Origin of the sequence: Geodermatophilus sp. DSM 45219, from assembly GCF_900104025.1 — a bacterium.
In the GTDB taxonomy this organism is placed as follows: Bacteria; Actinomycetota; Actinomycetes; order Mycobacteriales; family Geodermatophilaceae; genus Geodermatophilus.
The window spans coordinates 318225-334543 of the sequence record NZ_FNIQ01000001.1; the positions used below are offsets into that span (position 1 = coordinate 318225).

A 16319-nucleotide genomic window follows, 5' to 3' on the forward strand; every position below is an offset into this window, starting at 1 on the left:
CGGCGCTCGATCTCGGCGTCGGGAGGCCGCGATGCGGTGCCGGTGCCGACTCCCGCGCGGTTCCTCCCGCTCCTGCGCGAGTGCAACGGCGCGGCAGTGACAGGAACGGCGCGAGAGCGCGGCGCGGACGGTGCCGGTCAGCCCGTCGCGCGCGCCTCCGCCTCGGCGTCCAGCTCGCCGGCGTAGCGACGGACCGCCTCGCGCAGCGCGTCCTCGACGTCCCAGCCCCGCTGCTCGGCCGCGGCGATGACGGCGAGCAGCCGCTCCCCCAGCGCCTCGGGGCTGTCCGAGCCGAGCTCGGCGGCCTCCGGCGTCGGCAGGCCGGCGCGGGCGGCGCGGCGCACCAGCGCGGCTCCCCAGGAGGCGGCCGGCTGCGAGCGCGAGACGCCCTCGGTCGGCGAGCGCCGCTGCTTCTCCGCCTTCTTGATCTCCTCCCAGCCGGCCTCGACCTGCGCCACGTCCCGCGGACCGGCGTCCCCGAACACGTGCGGGTGCCGCCGGACCAGCTTGTCGACCAGGTCGCCGGCGACGTCGTCGACGTCGAAGCGCCGGCCGGGGCCGGCCTCGGCGGCGACGCGGGCGTGGAAGACGACCTGCAGCAGCACGTCGCCGAGCTCCTCGCGCATGGCCGCCGGGTCGTCGTCGACGATCGCGTCGTAGGCCTCGTGGGCCTCCTCCAGCAGGTAGCCGCGCAGCGAGGAGTGGGTCTGCTCGGCGTCCCAGGGGCACCCGCCGGGCGAGCGCAGCACGTCCATCACCCGCACCACGTCCAGCAGCCGGGCGCCCGGGGGCACCGGGGCGTCGAGCACCTCGCCGGCGTCGACGTCGCTGCCCGGGGGCACGAGCGCCACCACGCTGTCGGGCCGGGCGGCGGCGGCGGCGGCGTCCGGGACGTCGTCCACCGCCCATCCGTCGGCGCGCAGCGCGTCGGCGGTCGCGGCGGCGCCGGGCAGGGCGACGACCGGCCGGCGGCCCGACAGCGCCCGCCAGGCGGCCGGGCCGAGCAGTCCGGGGAGGGCGGGGAGGACGACGACGGCGAGCGCGACGGGCACCCGCTCAGTCTCCGGCAGCCGCCGGCGCGGTGCCGCCCGCCTCCTCCAGCAGGTCGACCACCCCGCCGTCGGACGGCACGATCGCGCCCTCCTCGATGACACCGAAGCGCGGGTTCACCGTGATGTCGACGCCCTCGCGGACCTGGGCGACCAGCTCCTGGGCAGCGGTGTCGGTCTCGCCCTGTGCGGCCTCCTCCAGCTGCGGGCGGACCTCCTCGAAGGTCGGCACCACCGGCTCGCCGACGAAGACCACGAGGACGCCGGGCAGGTCGGGCACGGTGAGCGAGGTCGCCGTGTTCGGCGCGGCCGAGGCGACCGCGTCGGCCAGCGGCGGCGGCACCAGCTCCGCCGACCGCGGCGCCACCTCCGGCAGCGTGGCCTCGCCGGGGTACTGCGCGGCGATCGCCGGATACGCGGCCGGGTCCGCCTGCAGCGCGGCGACGGCGGCGTCGGCGGCGGCCTGGTCGGGCACGTTGACGTAGCCCAGGCTCACCTGCGACAGCGCGGGCAGCTGCTCCTCGTAGGCGGCCCGCAGCTGCTCCTCGGAAGCCGCACCGGCCAGTCCCTGGGACTCGGCGACCCGCTGGCGCAGCAGCTGCTGGCGGACGGTCTCCCGGACGTCGGCGCGCGCGACGCCCTGCGAGGCGGCCTGCGCGTAGACGGCCTCGGGGTCCTCACCGGCCAGCAGCTCGTCGAGCCGGGCCTGCACGTCGCCGTCGTCCACCGTGACGCCGTAGCGCTCGGCGAACCGGTCGTAGAGCTCGGCCTGGACCAGCCGGGTCAGCACCAGCCGGGTGAACTCGTCCTCGCGCCCCGCGGCGGCCTCGGCGAGGGCCGGGTCCTCCAGCCGCGAGTCGACCGCGGTCTCCAGCTCGTCGACGGTCACCTGCTCCTCGCCGACGTAGGCCGCCACGCTCGGGTCGGTGCGGCAGCCGGCCACCCCGGCGAGCGCGACCAGGACGGCCAGCGATGCGGTCAGGCGACGCGTCTGCACGGTCCGGAGCGTGCCACACCGGATGTGACCGACGGCGCAGGAGCCGGTCGCCCGGAGGGGTGTCCGCCCGGTCGCCTCCCCCCGACGAGGGATCCCCGCGGAGGCCCCGGCTGCCAGCATCGCGCCATGCCGCCGACCGTCCCCGCGCCCCCTCCGGCGCCGCGGCCGGACGTCGCGGTCGGGCTCGTGGACCTGACCGCGGACGGCGACGCGCTGGCCCGCGCCGAGGCGCTGCTGACCCCCGCCGAGCGGGCCCGCGCCCGCCGGGGCACCCCCGCCGTCCACCGGCGCCGGGTGCTGCTGCGGGCCGCCCTGCGCACCGCGCTCGCCGCGGAGCTGGGCACCCGCCCGGAGCGGGTGCCGCTGACCGCGACCGCGGCGGGCCGGCCGCAGCTGCCGGCGGCCACCGGGCTGGACGCGAGCTGCTCGGCCGACGGCCGGCTCGGCCTGGTCGCCGTGGGCCGCGGCTGCCGGGTCGGCGTGGACGTGGAGCGGGTGGCCCCGTGGACGCCGGACGTCCTCGACGAGCGCTGGCTGGCAGGCAGCGAGCAGGCCGCGCTGACCGCCCTGCCACCCGCCGCCCGCCCGGACGCGGTGGCCCGCGCCTGGACGCAGAAGGAGGCCGTCCTCAAGGCCCGCGGGACCGGCCTGCGCGACGACCCGGCGGCCGTCGTGACCGTCGTCGGGCGGACCGCGGGCGAGGTGGCCGGCTGGCCGGTCCGGGACGTGCCCGTGCCCGACGGATGGGTGGCCAGCCTGGCGGCCCGCGACGAGGAGACCCGCAGATGACGCTCGCCCCCGCCGTCCCCCAGCTCGCGCTGTTCCGGGCCCGCTGCGAGGAGGCGGCCGGCGTCGCGCTGGACGCCCCCGGCGCCCTGCACGCCTACTCCGTCGCGCAGCCCGGGCGCTTCTGGCGCACGCTGCTGGACTGGACGGAGCTCCCCTGGTCCGGCTCGGCCGACGTCGTGCTCACCGAGGGCGACGTGCGGAGCGCGCGCTTCTTCCCCGACGTCCGGCTGAACTACGCCGAGGCGCTGCTGCGGCCGCTGCCCGGCGTCCCCGACGACGCCCCCGCGGTGACCGCCGTGCACGCCGGCCGCCCGGCCGACACGCTGACCCGCGGGCAGCTGCGCGCCGAGGTCGAGGCGACCGCGGCCGCCCTGGCCGCGGCGGGCCTGCGGGCCGGTGACCGGCTCGTGCTCGTCGCCCCGCACGCGGCGGGCACGATCGTCGTGGCCCTGGCCGCGGCGGCCCTGGGCGCCGCGGTGTCCACCGCCGCGCCGGACATGGGCGCCCCGGCCCTGCTGGGCCGTTTCGAGCAGGTCGAGCCGGCGCTGCTCGTCCTCGACCGCGCCGCCACGGGCGAGGGGACGGCGGAGGCGCTGGTCGCCGGGCTGCCCACGGCCCGCCGGCTCGTCGTCCTGGACGACCTGCCGCTGCCCGGCGGCGCGCTGCCCGCCGACCGGCTCGCCGACCTGGTCGCCGGGGCCGGGCCGGCGCCGGCGTGGGAGCGCCGGCCGTTCGACCACCCGCTGTTCGTCATGTTCTCCTCCGGCACCACCGGCCCGCCCAAGGCGATGGTCCACGGCGCGGGCGGCACGCTGCTCGAGCACGTCAAGGAGCACCGGCTGCACGGCGACCTGACGCCGGCCGACACGCTCTACTTCCACACCACCACCGCGTGGATGATGTGGAACTGGCAGCTGTCCGCGCTCGCGGTCGGCGCGCACGTGGTCACCTTCGACGGCCCGGTCACCGGCCCGGAGACGCTGTGGCGGCTGGTCGCCGACCACGGCGTCACCGTCCTCGGCACCAGCCCGGCCTACCTGCAGCTGTGCCAGGACGCCGGCTACGCACCGGCCGCCGAGGTCGACCTGTCCCGCCTGCGCGCGGTGCTCTCGACCGGCGCGGTGCTGCACGACTGGCAGTTCGACTGGGTCGCCGAGCACGTCGGCCCGGTGCCGCTGCAGTCGATCTCCGGCGGTACCGACATCATCGGCTGCTTCGTCCTGGGCAGCCCGGGAGAGCCGGTGCGCCGCGGCCGCGCGCAGGCCCGCAGCCTGGGGCTGGACGTCGCCGCGGTCGCCGAGGACGGCACCGAGGTCGTCGGCGCGGTCGGCGAGCTGGTCTGCCGCAACCCGTTCCCCTCCCGCCCGGTGGGCTTCCTCCGCGACCCCGACGGCGCCCGCTTCACCGCGTCCTACTTCGCCGAGCACCCGGGGATGTGGACCCACGGCGACCTCGTCGACATCGACGCCGACGGCTCGGCCCGGCTGCACGGACGCTCCGACGGCGTCCTCAACGTCGACGGCGTCCGCATCGGGCCGAGCGAGGTCTACGCCGTGCTGCGCGGCCTGCCCGAGGTCGCCGACGCCATGGCCGTCGAGCAGCGCGACCCCGACCGCCCCGGCGCCACGCGGATGGTGCTGCTCGTCGTCCTGCGCGAGGGGGCCGCGCTCGACGGCGGCCTGGACCGCACGATCCGCCGCCGGCTGCGCGAGCAGGCCTCCGCCGCCCACGTGCCGGCGCTGGTGGCCGCCGTCCCGGAGCTGCCGCTGACCCACAACGGCAAGCGGTCGGAACGGGCCGCCCGCGACGCGGTCAACGGCGACCCGGTGGCCAACGCCAGCGCGTTGCGCTCACCGGCGTGCCTGGAGGCGATCCGGGCCGCCGTCGCCGCGGCCGGCACCACCCCCGCCGACACCGGGACGACGGACGGCGACCCGCTGCTGCACGCGGTCACCGCCCTGTGGAGCGAGGTGCTGCGTACCGGCGGCATCGGCCCGGACGACGACTTCGCCGACCTGGGCGGGACGTCCCGGCAGGTGCTGAGCCTGCTGCGGCGGGTGCGGCTGGACCTGGGCGCCGACGTGCCGCTGCCGGTGTTCGCCGGGCAGCCGACCCCGCGCGGGCTGGCCCGGGCGGTCGCCGCCGCCGGGTCACCGGACGACGTGGGCGCAACGGTGCTGCGCGCCGGGACGGGCCGGCCGGTCGTGCTGGTGGCCGACGCGTGGGGGCAGCTCAACCTCTACGCCGGGCTGGTGGGCCGGCTGGCGACCGACCGGCCGGTGCTGGGCCTGCAGCCGCGGCTGACCGGCCCGGACGGGGAGCACGTCCCGATCGAGGAGGTCGCCGCGCGGGCGCTGGAGCGGCTGCGGGAGGTGCAGCCCGAGGGCCCGTACAGCCTGGTCGGCTACTCCTTCGGCGGCCTGGTGGCGACCGCGGTGGCGACGTCCCTGGAGGCAGCCGGCGAGCCGGTCGCCTGGCTGGGCCTGCTCGACGTCCGCCCGCCGCAGGCCGCGCTCGGCCCGCGGGAGCTCGCCCTCCAGCGCTGGACGTGGCGGTTCCGGACGCTGCGCCGCCGGCTGCGCCGGGTGCCCGCCGGCACCGCACCGGCGCCGGTCGCCGTGCCCGACCCCGAGCTGGCGTTCTTCGCCCGGTCGGAGGCGGTCGGCGAGGCGTTCCGGCCCGGGCCGGTCGCCGCGCCGGTCACGTTCTTCCTGGCCGAGGGGTCCCGGGCAGGCGTCCGCGGCACCATGGGCGCCTGGCGGCGGGCCGCGGCGGACCTGACCGTGGTCGTCGTCCCCGGTCACCACGGCGACGTCGACGACGACCGGGTGGGCATGCTCAGCGAGCAGCACGTGGGCACGCTCGCCGCCCGCGTCTCCGCGGCGATGAGGTGAGGGGTCCGGCTAGGCAGCGACCGGCTGGGCCAGCAGGGCGGTCAGCAGCGACTGCAGGTGGTCCAGCAGCGCCACGTCGCGCAGCGGGGTGCGCCGGTCCGGGCCGACGGGCACCTTGAGCGAGATGGTGTCGGCCGCGGCCTTGTAGGTGGCGCCGTCGGCGAGCCGGGCCAGCCGCATCTGCTTGGACTCCGGCAGCGGGACGGGACTGATCCGGATCGCCCGGCCCTGCAGCGACACCTCGGTGATGCCCCACTGCCGCACCGCGGCCCGGAAGCGGGCCACGGCCAGCAGGTTGAGCACCGGCGCCGGCGGGGTCCCGTAGCGGTCGGTGAGCTCGTCGAGCACCGCCTGCGCCTGCTCGTCGGACTGCACCGAGGCCACCTTCCGATAGGCCTCCATCCGCAGCCGCTCGCCGGGCACGTAGTCGTGCGGCAGGTGCGCGTCGACCGGCAGGTCCACCCGGACGTCGGCCGGCTCGGCCGGCGGCTCCTCGCCGTCGAGCTGCGCCCGGTAGTCGGTGACCGCCTCGCCCACCAGCCGCACGTACAGGTCGAACCCGACGCCGGCGATGTGCCCGGACTGCTCGCCGCCGAGCAGGTTGCCCGAGCCGCGGATCTCCAGGTCCTTCATCGCCACGGCCATGCCCGCGCCGAGGTCGGTGTTGTGCGCGATGGTGGTCAGCCGGTCGACCGAGGTCTCGGTCAGCGGCCGCGACGGGTCGTAGGTGAAGTAGGCGTAGGCCCGCTCGCGGCCACGCCCCACCCGGCCGCGGATCTGGTGCAGCTGGGAGAGGCCGAAGGTGTCGGCGCGGTCGACGATCAGGGTGTTGGCGTTCGGGATGTCCAGGCCGGACTCGACGATGGTCGTCGCGACCAGGACGTCGTACTCCTTCTCCCAGAAGCCGACCATGATCCGCTCGAGCTCGTGCTCCTTCATCTGCCCGTGCCCGACCGCGACGCGCGCCTCGGGGACCAGCTGACGGATCTTCGCCGCGGCCTTGTCGATCGACTGCACCCGGTTGTGGATGACGAAGACCTGCCCGTCGCGCAGCAGCTCGCGGCGGATCGCGGCGGCCATCTGCTTGTCGTCCCAGGCACCGACGTAGGTCAGCACCGGGTGCCGCTCCTCCGGGGGCGTGAGGATCGTCGACATCTCGCGGATGCCGGTCAGCGACATCTCCAGCGTGCGCGGGATCGGGGTGGCCGACATCGACAGGACGTCGACCGCCGTCCGCATGGTCTTCAGGTACTCCTTGTGCTCGACCCCGAAGCGCTGCTCCTCGTCGACGATCACCAGGCCGAGGTCCTTGAACCGGGTGGTCGGCTGCAGCAGCCGGTGGGTGCCCACGAGGACGTCGACCTCGCCGGCGGCCAGCCGGCGCAGGACCTCCCGCGACTCGGCGTCGGACTGGAAGCGGGAGAGCACCTCCACCGTCACCGGGAACTGCGCGAACCGCTCGGAGAAGGTCTTGTAGTGCTGGTTGGCCAGCAGCGTCGTCGGCACCAGGACGGCGACCTGCTTGCCGTCCTGCACCGCCTTGAACGCCGCCCGGACGGCGATCTCGGTCTTCCCGTAGCCGACGTCGCCGCAGATGATCCGGTCCATCGGGACCGGGTGCTGCATGTCGGTCTTGACCTCGTCGATCGCGGCCAGCTGGTCGGGGGTCTCCTGGAACGGGAAGGCGTCCTCCAGCTCGCGCTGCCAGACGGTGTCCGGGCCGAACGCGTGCCCCTTGGTCGCCATCCGCGCCGAGTACAGCCGGATGAGCTCCGCGGCGATCTGCTTGACCGCCTTGCGGGCCTGCCCCTTGGTCTTCTGCCAGTCGGCGCCGCCGAGCTTGGACAGCGCCGGGGCCTCGCCGCCGACGTAGCGGGTCAGCTGGTCCAGGGCGTCGGTGGGCACGAACAGCCGGTCCGGCGGCTGGTTCCGCTTGGACGGCGCGTACTCGACGATGAGGTAGTCGCGCTGCCCGCCGTTGACGGTGCGGCTGACCATCTCGATGTAGCGGCCGATGCCGTGGTGCTCGTGGACGACGAGGTCGCCGGGCTGCAGCTGCACCAGGTCGACGGCGTTGCGCCGGCGCGCGGGCATCTTCACCGCGTCGCGCATCGAGGTGCCGCGCTGGCCGGTGAGGTCGTGCTCGGTGAGCAGCGCCAGGCCCACACCCGGGAAGGCGAACCCGGCCTCCAGGCTGCCCTGGGTGACGTGGGCGATCCGCGGCTCGGGCGCGGTGGCGACGTCGGGCACCAGCCGGGCCCCCAGGTCGGCCTCGGTGAACTGGTCGGCGGCGCGCTGTGCGGGACCGGGCCCGGCGAAGGTGACGACGACGCGCCAGCCGTCGTGGGACCAGGTGCGCAGCTGGTCGATGGCACGCGGCACGTCGCCGGCGAAGCGCTCGACGGTCGTCGCGTCGAGGGCGACGTGCGTGTCGTCGTCCTCCGTGGCGAGGGTGAACGCGCCGGTCGTCCACCACGGCAGGCCGCGGCCGCGGGCGGCGGCCTCGACGTCGGCGAGGTCGCGGAAGGACGACGCACCGAGGTCCAGCGGCGCCTCCCCGGCCTCCGCGGCCGTCGCCCAGGAGGCCGCGAGGAACTCCTCGGCGGTGCGCACCAGGTCCGCGGCGCGGCTGCGCACCCGCTCGGGGTCGAAGACCAGCACGTGCGTGCCGGCCGGCACGAGGTCGGTGAGCAGCTGCATGTGGACGTCGCCGATGAGCGCCGGGGTCAGCGACTCCATGCCCTCGACCGCGATGCCCTCGGCGAGCCTGCCCAGGACCTCCAGCAGCCCGGGGTGCCCCACGGCCAGCGCCGCGGCCCGCTCCCGCACCTCGTCGGTGAGCAGCAGCTCGCGGCACGGCGGGGCCCACAGCCGGTCGGGCCGCTCGTCGAGGGAGCGCTGGTCGGCCGCTGCGAAGTAGCGCAGCTCGTCGACCTCGTCGCCCCAGAACTCCACCCGGACCGGGTGCGGCTCGGTGGGCGGGAAGACGTCGAGGAGCCCGCCGCGGACGGCGAACTCGCCGCGCTTCTCCACCAGTTCCACCCGGGTGTAGGCGGCGTCGGCGAGCGCACGGGCGACGTCGTCGAGCTCGGCGGTGTCGCCCGGCGCGAGCTCCACCGGGACCAGGTCGCCCAGGCCCGGGGCCAGCGGCTGCAGCACGCTGCGCACCGGCGCGACCAGCACGTCGATGGTGCCGTTCTGCCCGGGGTGGGTCAGGTCGCGCAGCACCGCGAGCCGGCAGCCGACGGTGTCCGCGCGCGGGGACAGCCGCTCGTGGGGCAGCGTCTCCCAGGCCGGGAACACCTCGGTGCGCCGGTCGGGCAGGAAGCAGCGGAGCTGGTCGGCGACGGCGTCGGCGTCCCGCTCCCCCGCCGTCACGACGAGGACGGGCACGCCCGCACCCCCGCGCTCTGCACCCGACCCGCCAGACCCGCCCCCAGCCGCCAGGGCGGCGGCCACCAGCGGCTGGGCGGACGGTGGTGCGGTGACCGCCAGCTCCGCGTTCCCGGCGGCGGCGACGACGCGGGCCATGCCGGGGTCGGTGAGGACGACGTCGAGCACGCCGCGGAGGGTCACGAGCAGGTCTCCCGAGGTCTGACGGCCGCACGCGTCGCGCCGGGTGCGCGGGGGGCCGGCCCTCCAGGTTAGTCCCGTCGGCGCCGGACCGGCGGGGCCGTCGCGGAGCCCGCCCTCCGGCTCAGGCGGCCGGGGACGGCGCGGAGACCGCCCGTCGCCCGGCCGGCTCCGCCGCGCCGTCCCCCTCCGGCGCACCGGTCCGTCGCACGGCCACGAGGCGCCCCACGACGTAGACCACGGTGGTGCTCAGCACCAGCAGCTCGCCGCCGTCCTCCAGCGTGCCGAGGACGTCGCCGAACCAGCCCCCGAGGAACAGCACGTGGGCCTGGTCCAGGACTGCGCCGAAGAAGACGTACGCCGCGATGAGACCCGCCATGCCGAGGCTGGCGCGGCGGTTCCAGCGGTCGCTGCGCAGGTGCAGGAGCAGCGCGGCGGCCACCGGGACGGCGGCGAGCAGTCCCCAGACCAGCAGCTCCCCGAGGTCGTTCGCCCGCAGGCCCAGGAACCCGTCGGCGGGGAACCAGAGGTCCTCCGCCAGCTGCCCGGCCAGCCACGCGCCCTTGCTCTCGTGCAGCCGCAGGGAGTCGTCGGCGAGCGCGCACAGGAAGACCGCGGCGTAGGCCGCCCAGACCGCGTGCCGGGTGGCCCGGCACAGCACCAGCAGCAGCACCGCGAGCCCGGCCTGCTGGGCGTAGCCGGCGTACTCCGCCCAGCCGCCGTCGGACTCCAGCAGCCACGGGTCGGTGGGGCTGGGGCCCGCCGTGACCAGGCGGACGACGGAGGCGCCGACGAGCGCCAGGTCCACCGCCACCAGCGCCGCCAGCAGCGGGACCGGCCCCAGGGACCCCAGGCGCGTGCGCACCGCCGGCCGAGCCGTCGCGACCGTGGTCACCGTCCACCCTCTCCCGCCCGGCCCCGGCGCGGGCCCGGCTCCTCGGCCCGCTCTCCCCGGGCGGGGGCGGGGTCCACGCCGCGCATCCACCAGCGGTGGCGGGCGAGCCTGGCCAGCAGCAGCGCTGCCCCGTCGCCAGGGGCGACGTAGGCGCGCGGCAGGGTGAAGCGGTCGCCGGGCAGGCGGTCACCGGTGACGCAGGCGTGGTCGTAGCCGGCCGCCCGGACCGCGTCCGCCGCGGCGGCGTCGAAGCGGCCCCACGGGTAGCAGAAGCCGGGGACGTCGGCCTGCAGCACGTCCTGCAGCACCGCGCGGCTGCCGCCGACCTCGTGGGCCAGGGTCGCCGCGTCGAGGCCGCGGAGGTCGGCGTGGGTGAGCGTGTGGCTGCCCACCTCGTGCCCGGCCGCGGCCACGGCCCGCACGCCGTCGGCGTCCAGCAGGTCCAGCCGCGGGCCCTCGTCCCAGCTGTTGCGGCCGCCGACCAACCCGGCGACGACGTACAGGGTGGCGGTCGCCCGGTGCCGGGCCAGGACGGGGAGCGCGTGCTCGGCGAAGTCCGCGTAGCCGTCGTCGAAGGTGAGCCCGACCAGCCCGGACGCGGCGCCCCGCTCCTGGGCTGCGAGCAGCTCGCCCAGCGAGGTCCCACGCAGGCCGAGCCGGCCCAGCAGGCGGAGGTGGCGGTCCAGCAGCTCCGGGGAGACCCGGACCCGGTGCGGGTCGGGTCCGGTGGACGGGCTCACCGAGTGGTACATGAGCACCGGCGGGATCCGCACCCGCCGGCGTCCCTCGGCGTCGAGGTGCTCGGCGGCACCGGTCGGGACGCTCATCGCCGACCGTCGGCGGCCAGGGTCGCCGCGCGGCCGTCGCGGGCCGGGCCGGAATCGAGGGCGAGCAGCGCCCGGCGCAGGGCCGTGCTCGACGTGTGCACCGTGTAGGGGAAGTAGCGGACCTCGACGCCGACCGCGGCGAAGTCCCGCTCCAGCCGCAGGCCCTTCTCCGTGCCGCGCCAGTCGTCGCCCTTGAAGATGACGTCGAAGCCGACCTCGCGCCACGTGCTGATCTTGTCGGGGACCACCTCGGCGTGGACCTCGTCGACGATGCGCAGGTTGCCGACGATCTCCATCCGCTCGGCCAGCGGGATCACCGGCGCGCGGCCCTTGGTGAGGACGAGCACCTCGTCGGAGACGACGCCGGCGATGAGGTGGTCGCACTGCTCGGCCGCGTGCCGGAGCAGGTTGAGGTGGCCGATGTGGAACAGGTCGTAGGCGCCTGGTGCGTACCCGACGACTCGCGTCATGTGTGCATCCCCCCGTGGCAGGACCGTGCTGCCGATGTCGCCGGCCAGTGCACCAGATGCGACTACTGAGCGTCATCGCCCGAAGGGGTCATTCCTCGGTGACCGCTGTCCAGCCGGGCCGACGCGGTGCCGGTCGGTCACGCTGAGCGAGCAGATGACGGGACGAGCACGTCGAGCAGCGTGCCGACGGCGGCCTCGATCCGGCCGAACGCGCCGGTGTAGACGTCCTCGGACCGCCCGTACGGGTCCTCGACGTCGTCCTCCCGGGGACCGGTGCGCAGGGCGCGCAGCCGGGGGGCCTCGGCGACCAGGGCGGTGAGCCGGGCGGCCGGGTCCCGCTCCGTGCGCAGGTCGGCGCCCAGGCGGGCCAGCTCGGCGAACTCCCGCAGCGTGAAGGTGCGCCGGACGACCGCCGGAGCGCGGTCGACCACTGCCGCGCGCTGGCCCGCCGTCATGGTCAGCACCAGCCCGGCCGAGCGCAGCACCGGCAGCTGCAGCTGACGGGCCACGAAGCCCCGTGGGTCGACACCACGTGCGGTCAGGAGCCGGGCCATCGGTGCCGCGACGGGCTCCCCGGCCCGGGCGGCCAGCCCGGCGCTGAGCACGGCCGGCCCCGCGTCGCCCAGCCCGGCCCGCAACAGCAGCTCCGCGGCCGGGGACCGGCAGATGTTGCCGGTGCACACGACCAGCAGCGGAGCTGCCACCGGCCCGCTCACCCGACCGGCGGGGCGCCGGCCGTCCGGGTGTCACCGGACCGGCCGCGAGGAGCCGGCACGTCGGGGACGGCCGGGTCGGCGACGCTCTCGCTGCGCCCGTAGGTGTAGGACTCCTCGTCCCGGCGGACGCGGTTGAGGACCACGCCGAGCACGGGGGCGGAGACCTGAGCCAGGTCACCCAGGCCCTGGGACAGCTGACGCCGGCGGACCCGGCGCACATCGGCCACCACGACGACCCCGTCGACGACCCGGGACAGGACGCTGGCGTCGGCCACCGGGAGGACCGGCGTGGTGTCCACGACGACGTGGTCGTACCTGGTGCGCAGGTCGGCCAGCAGGGAGCGCATCGCCGGCGAGCTCAGCAGCTCCGCCGGGTTGGGCGGCACCGGCCCCGACGGCAGCACGGACAGCCCCGCCCCGCCCCACTCCTGGACCACGTCGTCCACGTCGGCGTGTCCGGCCAGCACGGTGGTCAGGCCGACGGCGCCCTCGATGCCGAGCACGTCGGCCACCGTCGGGCGGCGCAGGTCGGCGTCCACGAGGAGGACCCGCGCCCCGGTCTCGGCCAGGGTCGTGGCCAGGTTGGCCGAGACCGTCGACTTGCCCTCGCCCGAGAGCGAGGACGTCACGGCCACCACGTGGGCGCCGCCGCCGTCCCTCGCGGTGTCACCGACGACGCGGAGGAACGCCAGGTTGGTCCGCAGCTGGCGGAAGCTCTCCGCCGCCTGGCTGTACGGCGCGGCGGCCACCACGACCCGACCGGTGTCCGCCGGCCAGCCGGGCACGTTGCCGAGGACGGGGAGGTCGGTCAGCTCCGCCACCACCTCCGCGTCGCGGACGTGGGTGTCGAGGGCCTCGCGCGACCAGCCCAGGCCGACCCCGGCGAGCAGGCCGGCGACCAACCCGGCCGCCAGGGCCAGCGGCAGGTCCGGCGACGCGGCGCCGGAGGGCACCTCCGCGGGCGACACCGTGGTGGCGACGACGGTCGGGTTGCCGGCCGCGTCCTGCGGGGCGATCCGCTCGACGACGTCGGCCAGCGAGGAGATCACCGCGTTGGCGAGCGTCGCGCTGCGCTCGGCGGAGCCGTCGATCACCGTCACCTCGACGATGACCGTGCTGGTGGGCACGGTGACCTCCACCCTGCGGGCCAGCTCGGCCGGGCTCTCGGGCAGGCCGAGCTCGTCGACGACCGGCTGCAGCACCTCGGGGGTGACGGCCAGCTGGGCGAAGGACTCGACCTGGTTCTGCGCGTAGGTGGAGCCCTGCACCAGGTCCGAGGCCGAGTCCCCGGACACCAGGGAGAAGAAGGACCCGGCCGTGGACTGGTAGGTGACCGGTGCGGTCCACGCGTACACCAGGCCGCCGAGCAGGCCGACGACGGTCACGCCGAGGATCGCGATCCACCGACGGCGGAGCACCTGCAACGGCCCACGGGTGTTCACGGCTGGCACTCCTCGTCTGTCTCCGCGGGCGCAGCGGTGCTGCCGTCCGGGGACCACGTCGGCCCGTCCGGTGGTGCGCCGGACGAGGGTTCCTCGACCGGCAGTGTGCTGCTGGCGAGGGCCGCGGAAAGGTGCTGCCCGGCCGGTGCCACCCGATGGGGTCATGCCCGGGCCCCGATCTGCGCCGGACCGGCCGGATGGCCGCGAGCCGGGGTCAAGATGACCGCCGGACGTCAGGAGGGGGGTGACCGTGGAGCTGAGGGACTACGTCCGGGCGATCACCGGGCGCTGGGTCTGGGTGGTGGCCGGCGCCGCCGTCGGCCTGCTGCTCGCCGCCACCGCCGGACTGCTCACCCCGACCGCCTACCAGGCGCGTGTCGCGCTGTACGTCGACGCCGCGGTCGTCGAGGACCCCGAGGACCCCTCCTCCGCCGCCGAGGTGCGCACGACGGTCCTGCCCTCGGTCGCGGAGCTGGCGTCGTCCTCGTCGGTGCTCACCCGGGTGGCCGCCACGCTCGGGCTGGCCGACTCCCCCGCCGCGCTGGCGGCCGGCCTCGAGGTCACCACCGGGAGCGGCACGAGCGTGCTGCAGGTCTCCGCCACCCGCGCCACGCCGGCCGAGGCGGCCGCCGTCGTCCAGGAGGTCGGTGCCGAGGTGGCGCGCCGCGCCGACCTGCTCTTCCCCGGCACCGACGGGTCGCTGCTGCGCGTGACGCCGGTGCGCGACGCCGCCGCGCCCGTCCCGGCGTCCCGTCCGGTCTCCGTCCTGGTCGTGCTCGGGGCGCTCGCCGGGGCCGGCGCGGCCGGCCTGGCCGCCGGCCTGACCGAACTGGCCCGCCCGCGGGTGCGTGGGCGCGGCGACGTCGCCCGTCTGACCGCGGCGCCCGTGCTCGGGCTGCTGCCCGCCGACCTCCCGCCCGGGCAGCGCCGTCCCGCACGGTGGCTGTCCGGCGGCCTCCCCCAGCGGGCCGAGGAGCTGGCCCGGCTGCGGTGGACCCTCCGGCTCGCCTCCGACGACGGAGCCGCACAGCGCGTGGCGCTCGTCGGCGCGGCCGCAGCCACGACGTCACTGGCCGGCGAGCTCACCGCCCGCGGCCTGGACGTGGTCGCCCTCGACTCGCCCCGTGCGCTCTCCGCGGCAGGGTTCGACCGGGTGCTCGTGGTCGCCGACGGGCGACGCACCACGGCCGCGGACCTCACCGCCACGCTCGCGGCCGTCCGCGCGTCCGGGGCCCAGCTCGCCGGCGTGGCCGTCGACGGGCTGCTGCCTCCGGGGGGCCGGTGGCGGGCGCTGCTGGTCGCGGGTGCCCGCGGGGACGCGACCTGGCGGATCGACAGCCGGACCGGCACCTCGGTCCCCGCGCCCGCCGGCCGCGCCCCGGTGGCTCCCCAGGCCGTCGCGGTGCTGGCCGTCGCCATGGTCGGGTTCACCCGCTCGCTCCCGATGGGCCTCACCACGGGGCTCCTCGCGGCGGTGGCCCTGCTGCCGCTCTGGCTGCCGCTGGTCCGCCGGCACCGGGGCCTGCCGCTGCTGCTCGCCTCGACCGGCGTGGGCCTGCTGTCCGGAGCCCTGCTCGCGTGGTCGTTCGCCGACGACCACGGGTTCGTCCTGCACACGGCGTCCGCGACCACCTCGACGGTCCTGGCCATGGTGGGTGGGGTGGGCGTGCTCCTCTGGGCCCGCGGCGTGCTGCCGGTGCCCGTGCTGGGCGTGGTCTTCGGCCTGGCCATGCTGGCCACCGAGGTCCTCGAGGGGTCGGGCGCGGAGAACGTCTGGAAGTTCCAGCTGTCGTCCCCGCTGATGGTGATCGGGGTGGCGCTCGCCGTCCGCTGGGGGAAGCCGGCTCCCACCGTCGCCGTCCTGGCCGTGCTGGGCCTGCTCAACGTCACCAACGACGCCCGCAGCGCCTTCGGGTTCTGCGTGGTGGCCGCCGCGCTGGTCCTCTGGCAGCAGCGCCCCGGGCGGGACCGTCCCGTGCACCGGGGACGACGGTGGCTCGCCCTGCCCGTGATCGGCGTGCTGGGCGCCGGCGGCTACCGGCTGCTCACCGAGCTGATGCTGGCCGGGGCGCTGGGCACCGAGATCCAGCAGCGGACGGCCACCCAGATCGCGCAGTCCGGTTCGCTGCTCCTCGGGGGCCGTCCGGAGTGGACGGTCACCTGGGCGCTGGCCCACACGCACCCGTTCGGCTTCGGGCTCGGGACCGTGCCCAACGGGGACGACCTGCTGGTCGCCAGGGCCGGCATCGCGGTCACGAACATCCCGACGGCCGAGAGCTACGTCCAGAACTACCTGCTCGCGGGCGGGGTGGAGCTGCACGCGATCGTCGCCGACCTGTGGGCGTCCCTCGGGCCGGCGGGCGTCCTCCTGGGGCTCGTCATGGGCGCCCTCGTGGTCGTCGGGCTGGCCGACCGGCTCGGCCGGCGGCAGGCCTCCGGCCTGGCGTGCCTCCTCGCGCCGATGGCGCTCTGGGGCCTGGCCTTCGGCCCCATGGCGAGCAACGCGGACACCATCACCCTGGCCCTGGGGCTCCTCCTGCTGCCGCGCCGTCCCCGCGTCACCCGCCCTGACGACGGCCCGCCCGACGCCGCGGCGGACCCCGGCCGGGCGCAGACGTCGCTGGTCCGCACGTGACCGCCCGGTCGCGGCCGGCGCAACGGGTGGAG

Annotated in this window: 11 protein-coding genes; 3 read left to right on the plus strand and 8 right to left on the minus strand. The window is 76.7% G+C overall.

Going from position 1 to position 16319, the window contains the following annotated elements; translation table 11 throughout:
- Positions 1 to 137: 137 nt before the first annotated feature.
- Together BLR12_RS01590 and BLR12_RS01595 are read right to left on the minus strand one after the other, a co-directional pair.
- Entirely contained in the window at positions 138 to 1052 is a 915-nt protein-coding gene (locus BLR12_RS01590) for a nucleoside triphosphate pyrophosphohydrolase (RefSeq protein WP_091372559.1), read from the minus strand.
- 4 nt (positions 1053 to 1056) lie between these two features.
- The gene (locus BLR12_RS01595; RefSeq protein ID WP_176832301.1) at positions 1057 to 2046 is read right to left on the minus strand and encodes a peptidyl-prolyl cis-trans isomerase; all 990 of its coding nucleotides are present in this window, start codon (positions 2044 to 2046) and stop codon (positions 1057 to 1059) included.
- 126 nt (positions 2047 to 2172) lie between these two features.
- Between BLR12_RS01595 and BLR12_RS01600 the strand changes: the two genes are divergently transcribed.
- Together BLR12_RS01600 and BLR12_RS01605 are read left to right on the plus strand one after the other, a co-directional pair.
- Entirely contained in the window at positions 2173 to 2835 is a 663-nt protein-coding gene (locus tag BLR12_RS01600) for a 4'-phosphopantetheinyl transferase family protein (protein WP_091372564.1), read from the plus strand.
- Positions 2832 to 5729, plus strand: a complete 2898-nt coding sequence (locus BLR12_RS01605) for an acetoacetate--CoA ligase (protein WP_091372567.1) — start codon at positions 2832 to 2834, stop codon at positions 5727 to 5729. Before BLR12_RS01600 ends, BLR12_RS01605 begins: the two co-directional genes overlap by 4 nt.
- Before the next feature lie 9 nt (positions 5730 to 5738).
- Here BLR12_RS01605 and mfd read toward each other — a convergent pair whose 3' ends face one another.
- From mfd to BLR12_RS01635, 6 genes are all read right to left on the minus strand, one after another.
- On the minus strand, positions 5739 to 9305 hold the full coding sequence (gene mfd, locus BLR12_RS01610) for a transcription-repair coupling factor (RefSeq protein ID WP_091372569.1): 3567 nt from the start codon (positions 9303 to 9305) through the stop codon (positions 5739 to 5741).
- A gap of 121 nt (positions 9306 to 9426) precedes the next feature.
- On the minus strand, positions 9427 to 10197 hold the full coding sequence (locus tag BLR12_RS01615; RefSeq protein WP_091372572.1) for a hypothetical protein: 771 nt from the start codon (positions 10195 to 10197) through the stop codon (positions 9427 to 9429).
- Positions 10194 to 11024: a polysaccharide deacetylase family protein gene (locus tag BLR12_RS01620; protein ID WP_091372575.1), complete on the minus strand. Its 831-nt coding sequence runs from the start codon at positions 11022 to 11024 to the stop codon at positions 10194 to 10196. The genes BLR12_RS01615 and BLR12_RS01620 overlap by 4 nt, the downstream gene beginning before the upstream one ends.
- The gene (locus BLR12_RS01625; RefSeq protein WP_091372578.1) at positions 11021 to 11494 is read right to left on the minus strand and encodes an FAD synthase family protein; all 474 of its coding nucleotides are present in this window, start codon (positions 11492 to 11494) and stop codon (positions 11021 to 11023) included. Before BLR12_RS01625 ends, BLR12_RS01620 begins: the two co-directional genes overlap by 4 nt.
- A 137-nt stretch (positions 11495 to 11631) precedes the next feature.
- Positions 11632 to 12198: an arsenate reductase/protein-tyrosine-phosphatase family protein gene (locus BLR12_RS01630; RefSeq protein WP_218120496.1), complete on the minus strand. Its 567-nt coding sequence runs from the start codon at positions 12196 to 12198 to the stop codon at positions 11632 to 11634.
- 8 nt (positions 12199 to 12206) lie between these two features.
- Positions 12207 to 13652, minus strand: a complete 1446-nt coding sequence (locus BLR12_RS01635; protein WP_176832302.1) for a tyrosine-protein kinase domain-containing protein — start codon at positions 13650 to 13652, stop codon at positions 12207 to 12209.
- Between the two features lie 244 nt (positions 13653 to 13896).
- Between BLR12_RS01635 and BLR12_RS01640 the strand changes: the two genes are divergently transcribed.
- Positions 13897 to 16287, plus strand: a complete 2391-nt coding sequence (locus BLR12_RS01640) for a YveK family protein (RefSeq protein ID WP_091372586.1) — start codon at positions 13897 to 13899, stop codon at positions 16285 to 16287.
- Positions 16288 to 16319 lie beyond the last annotated feature (32 nt).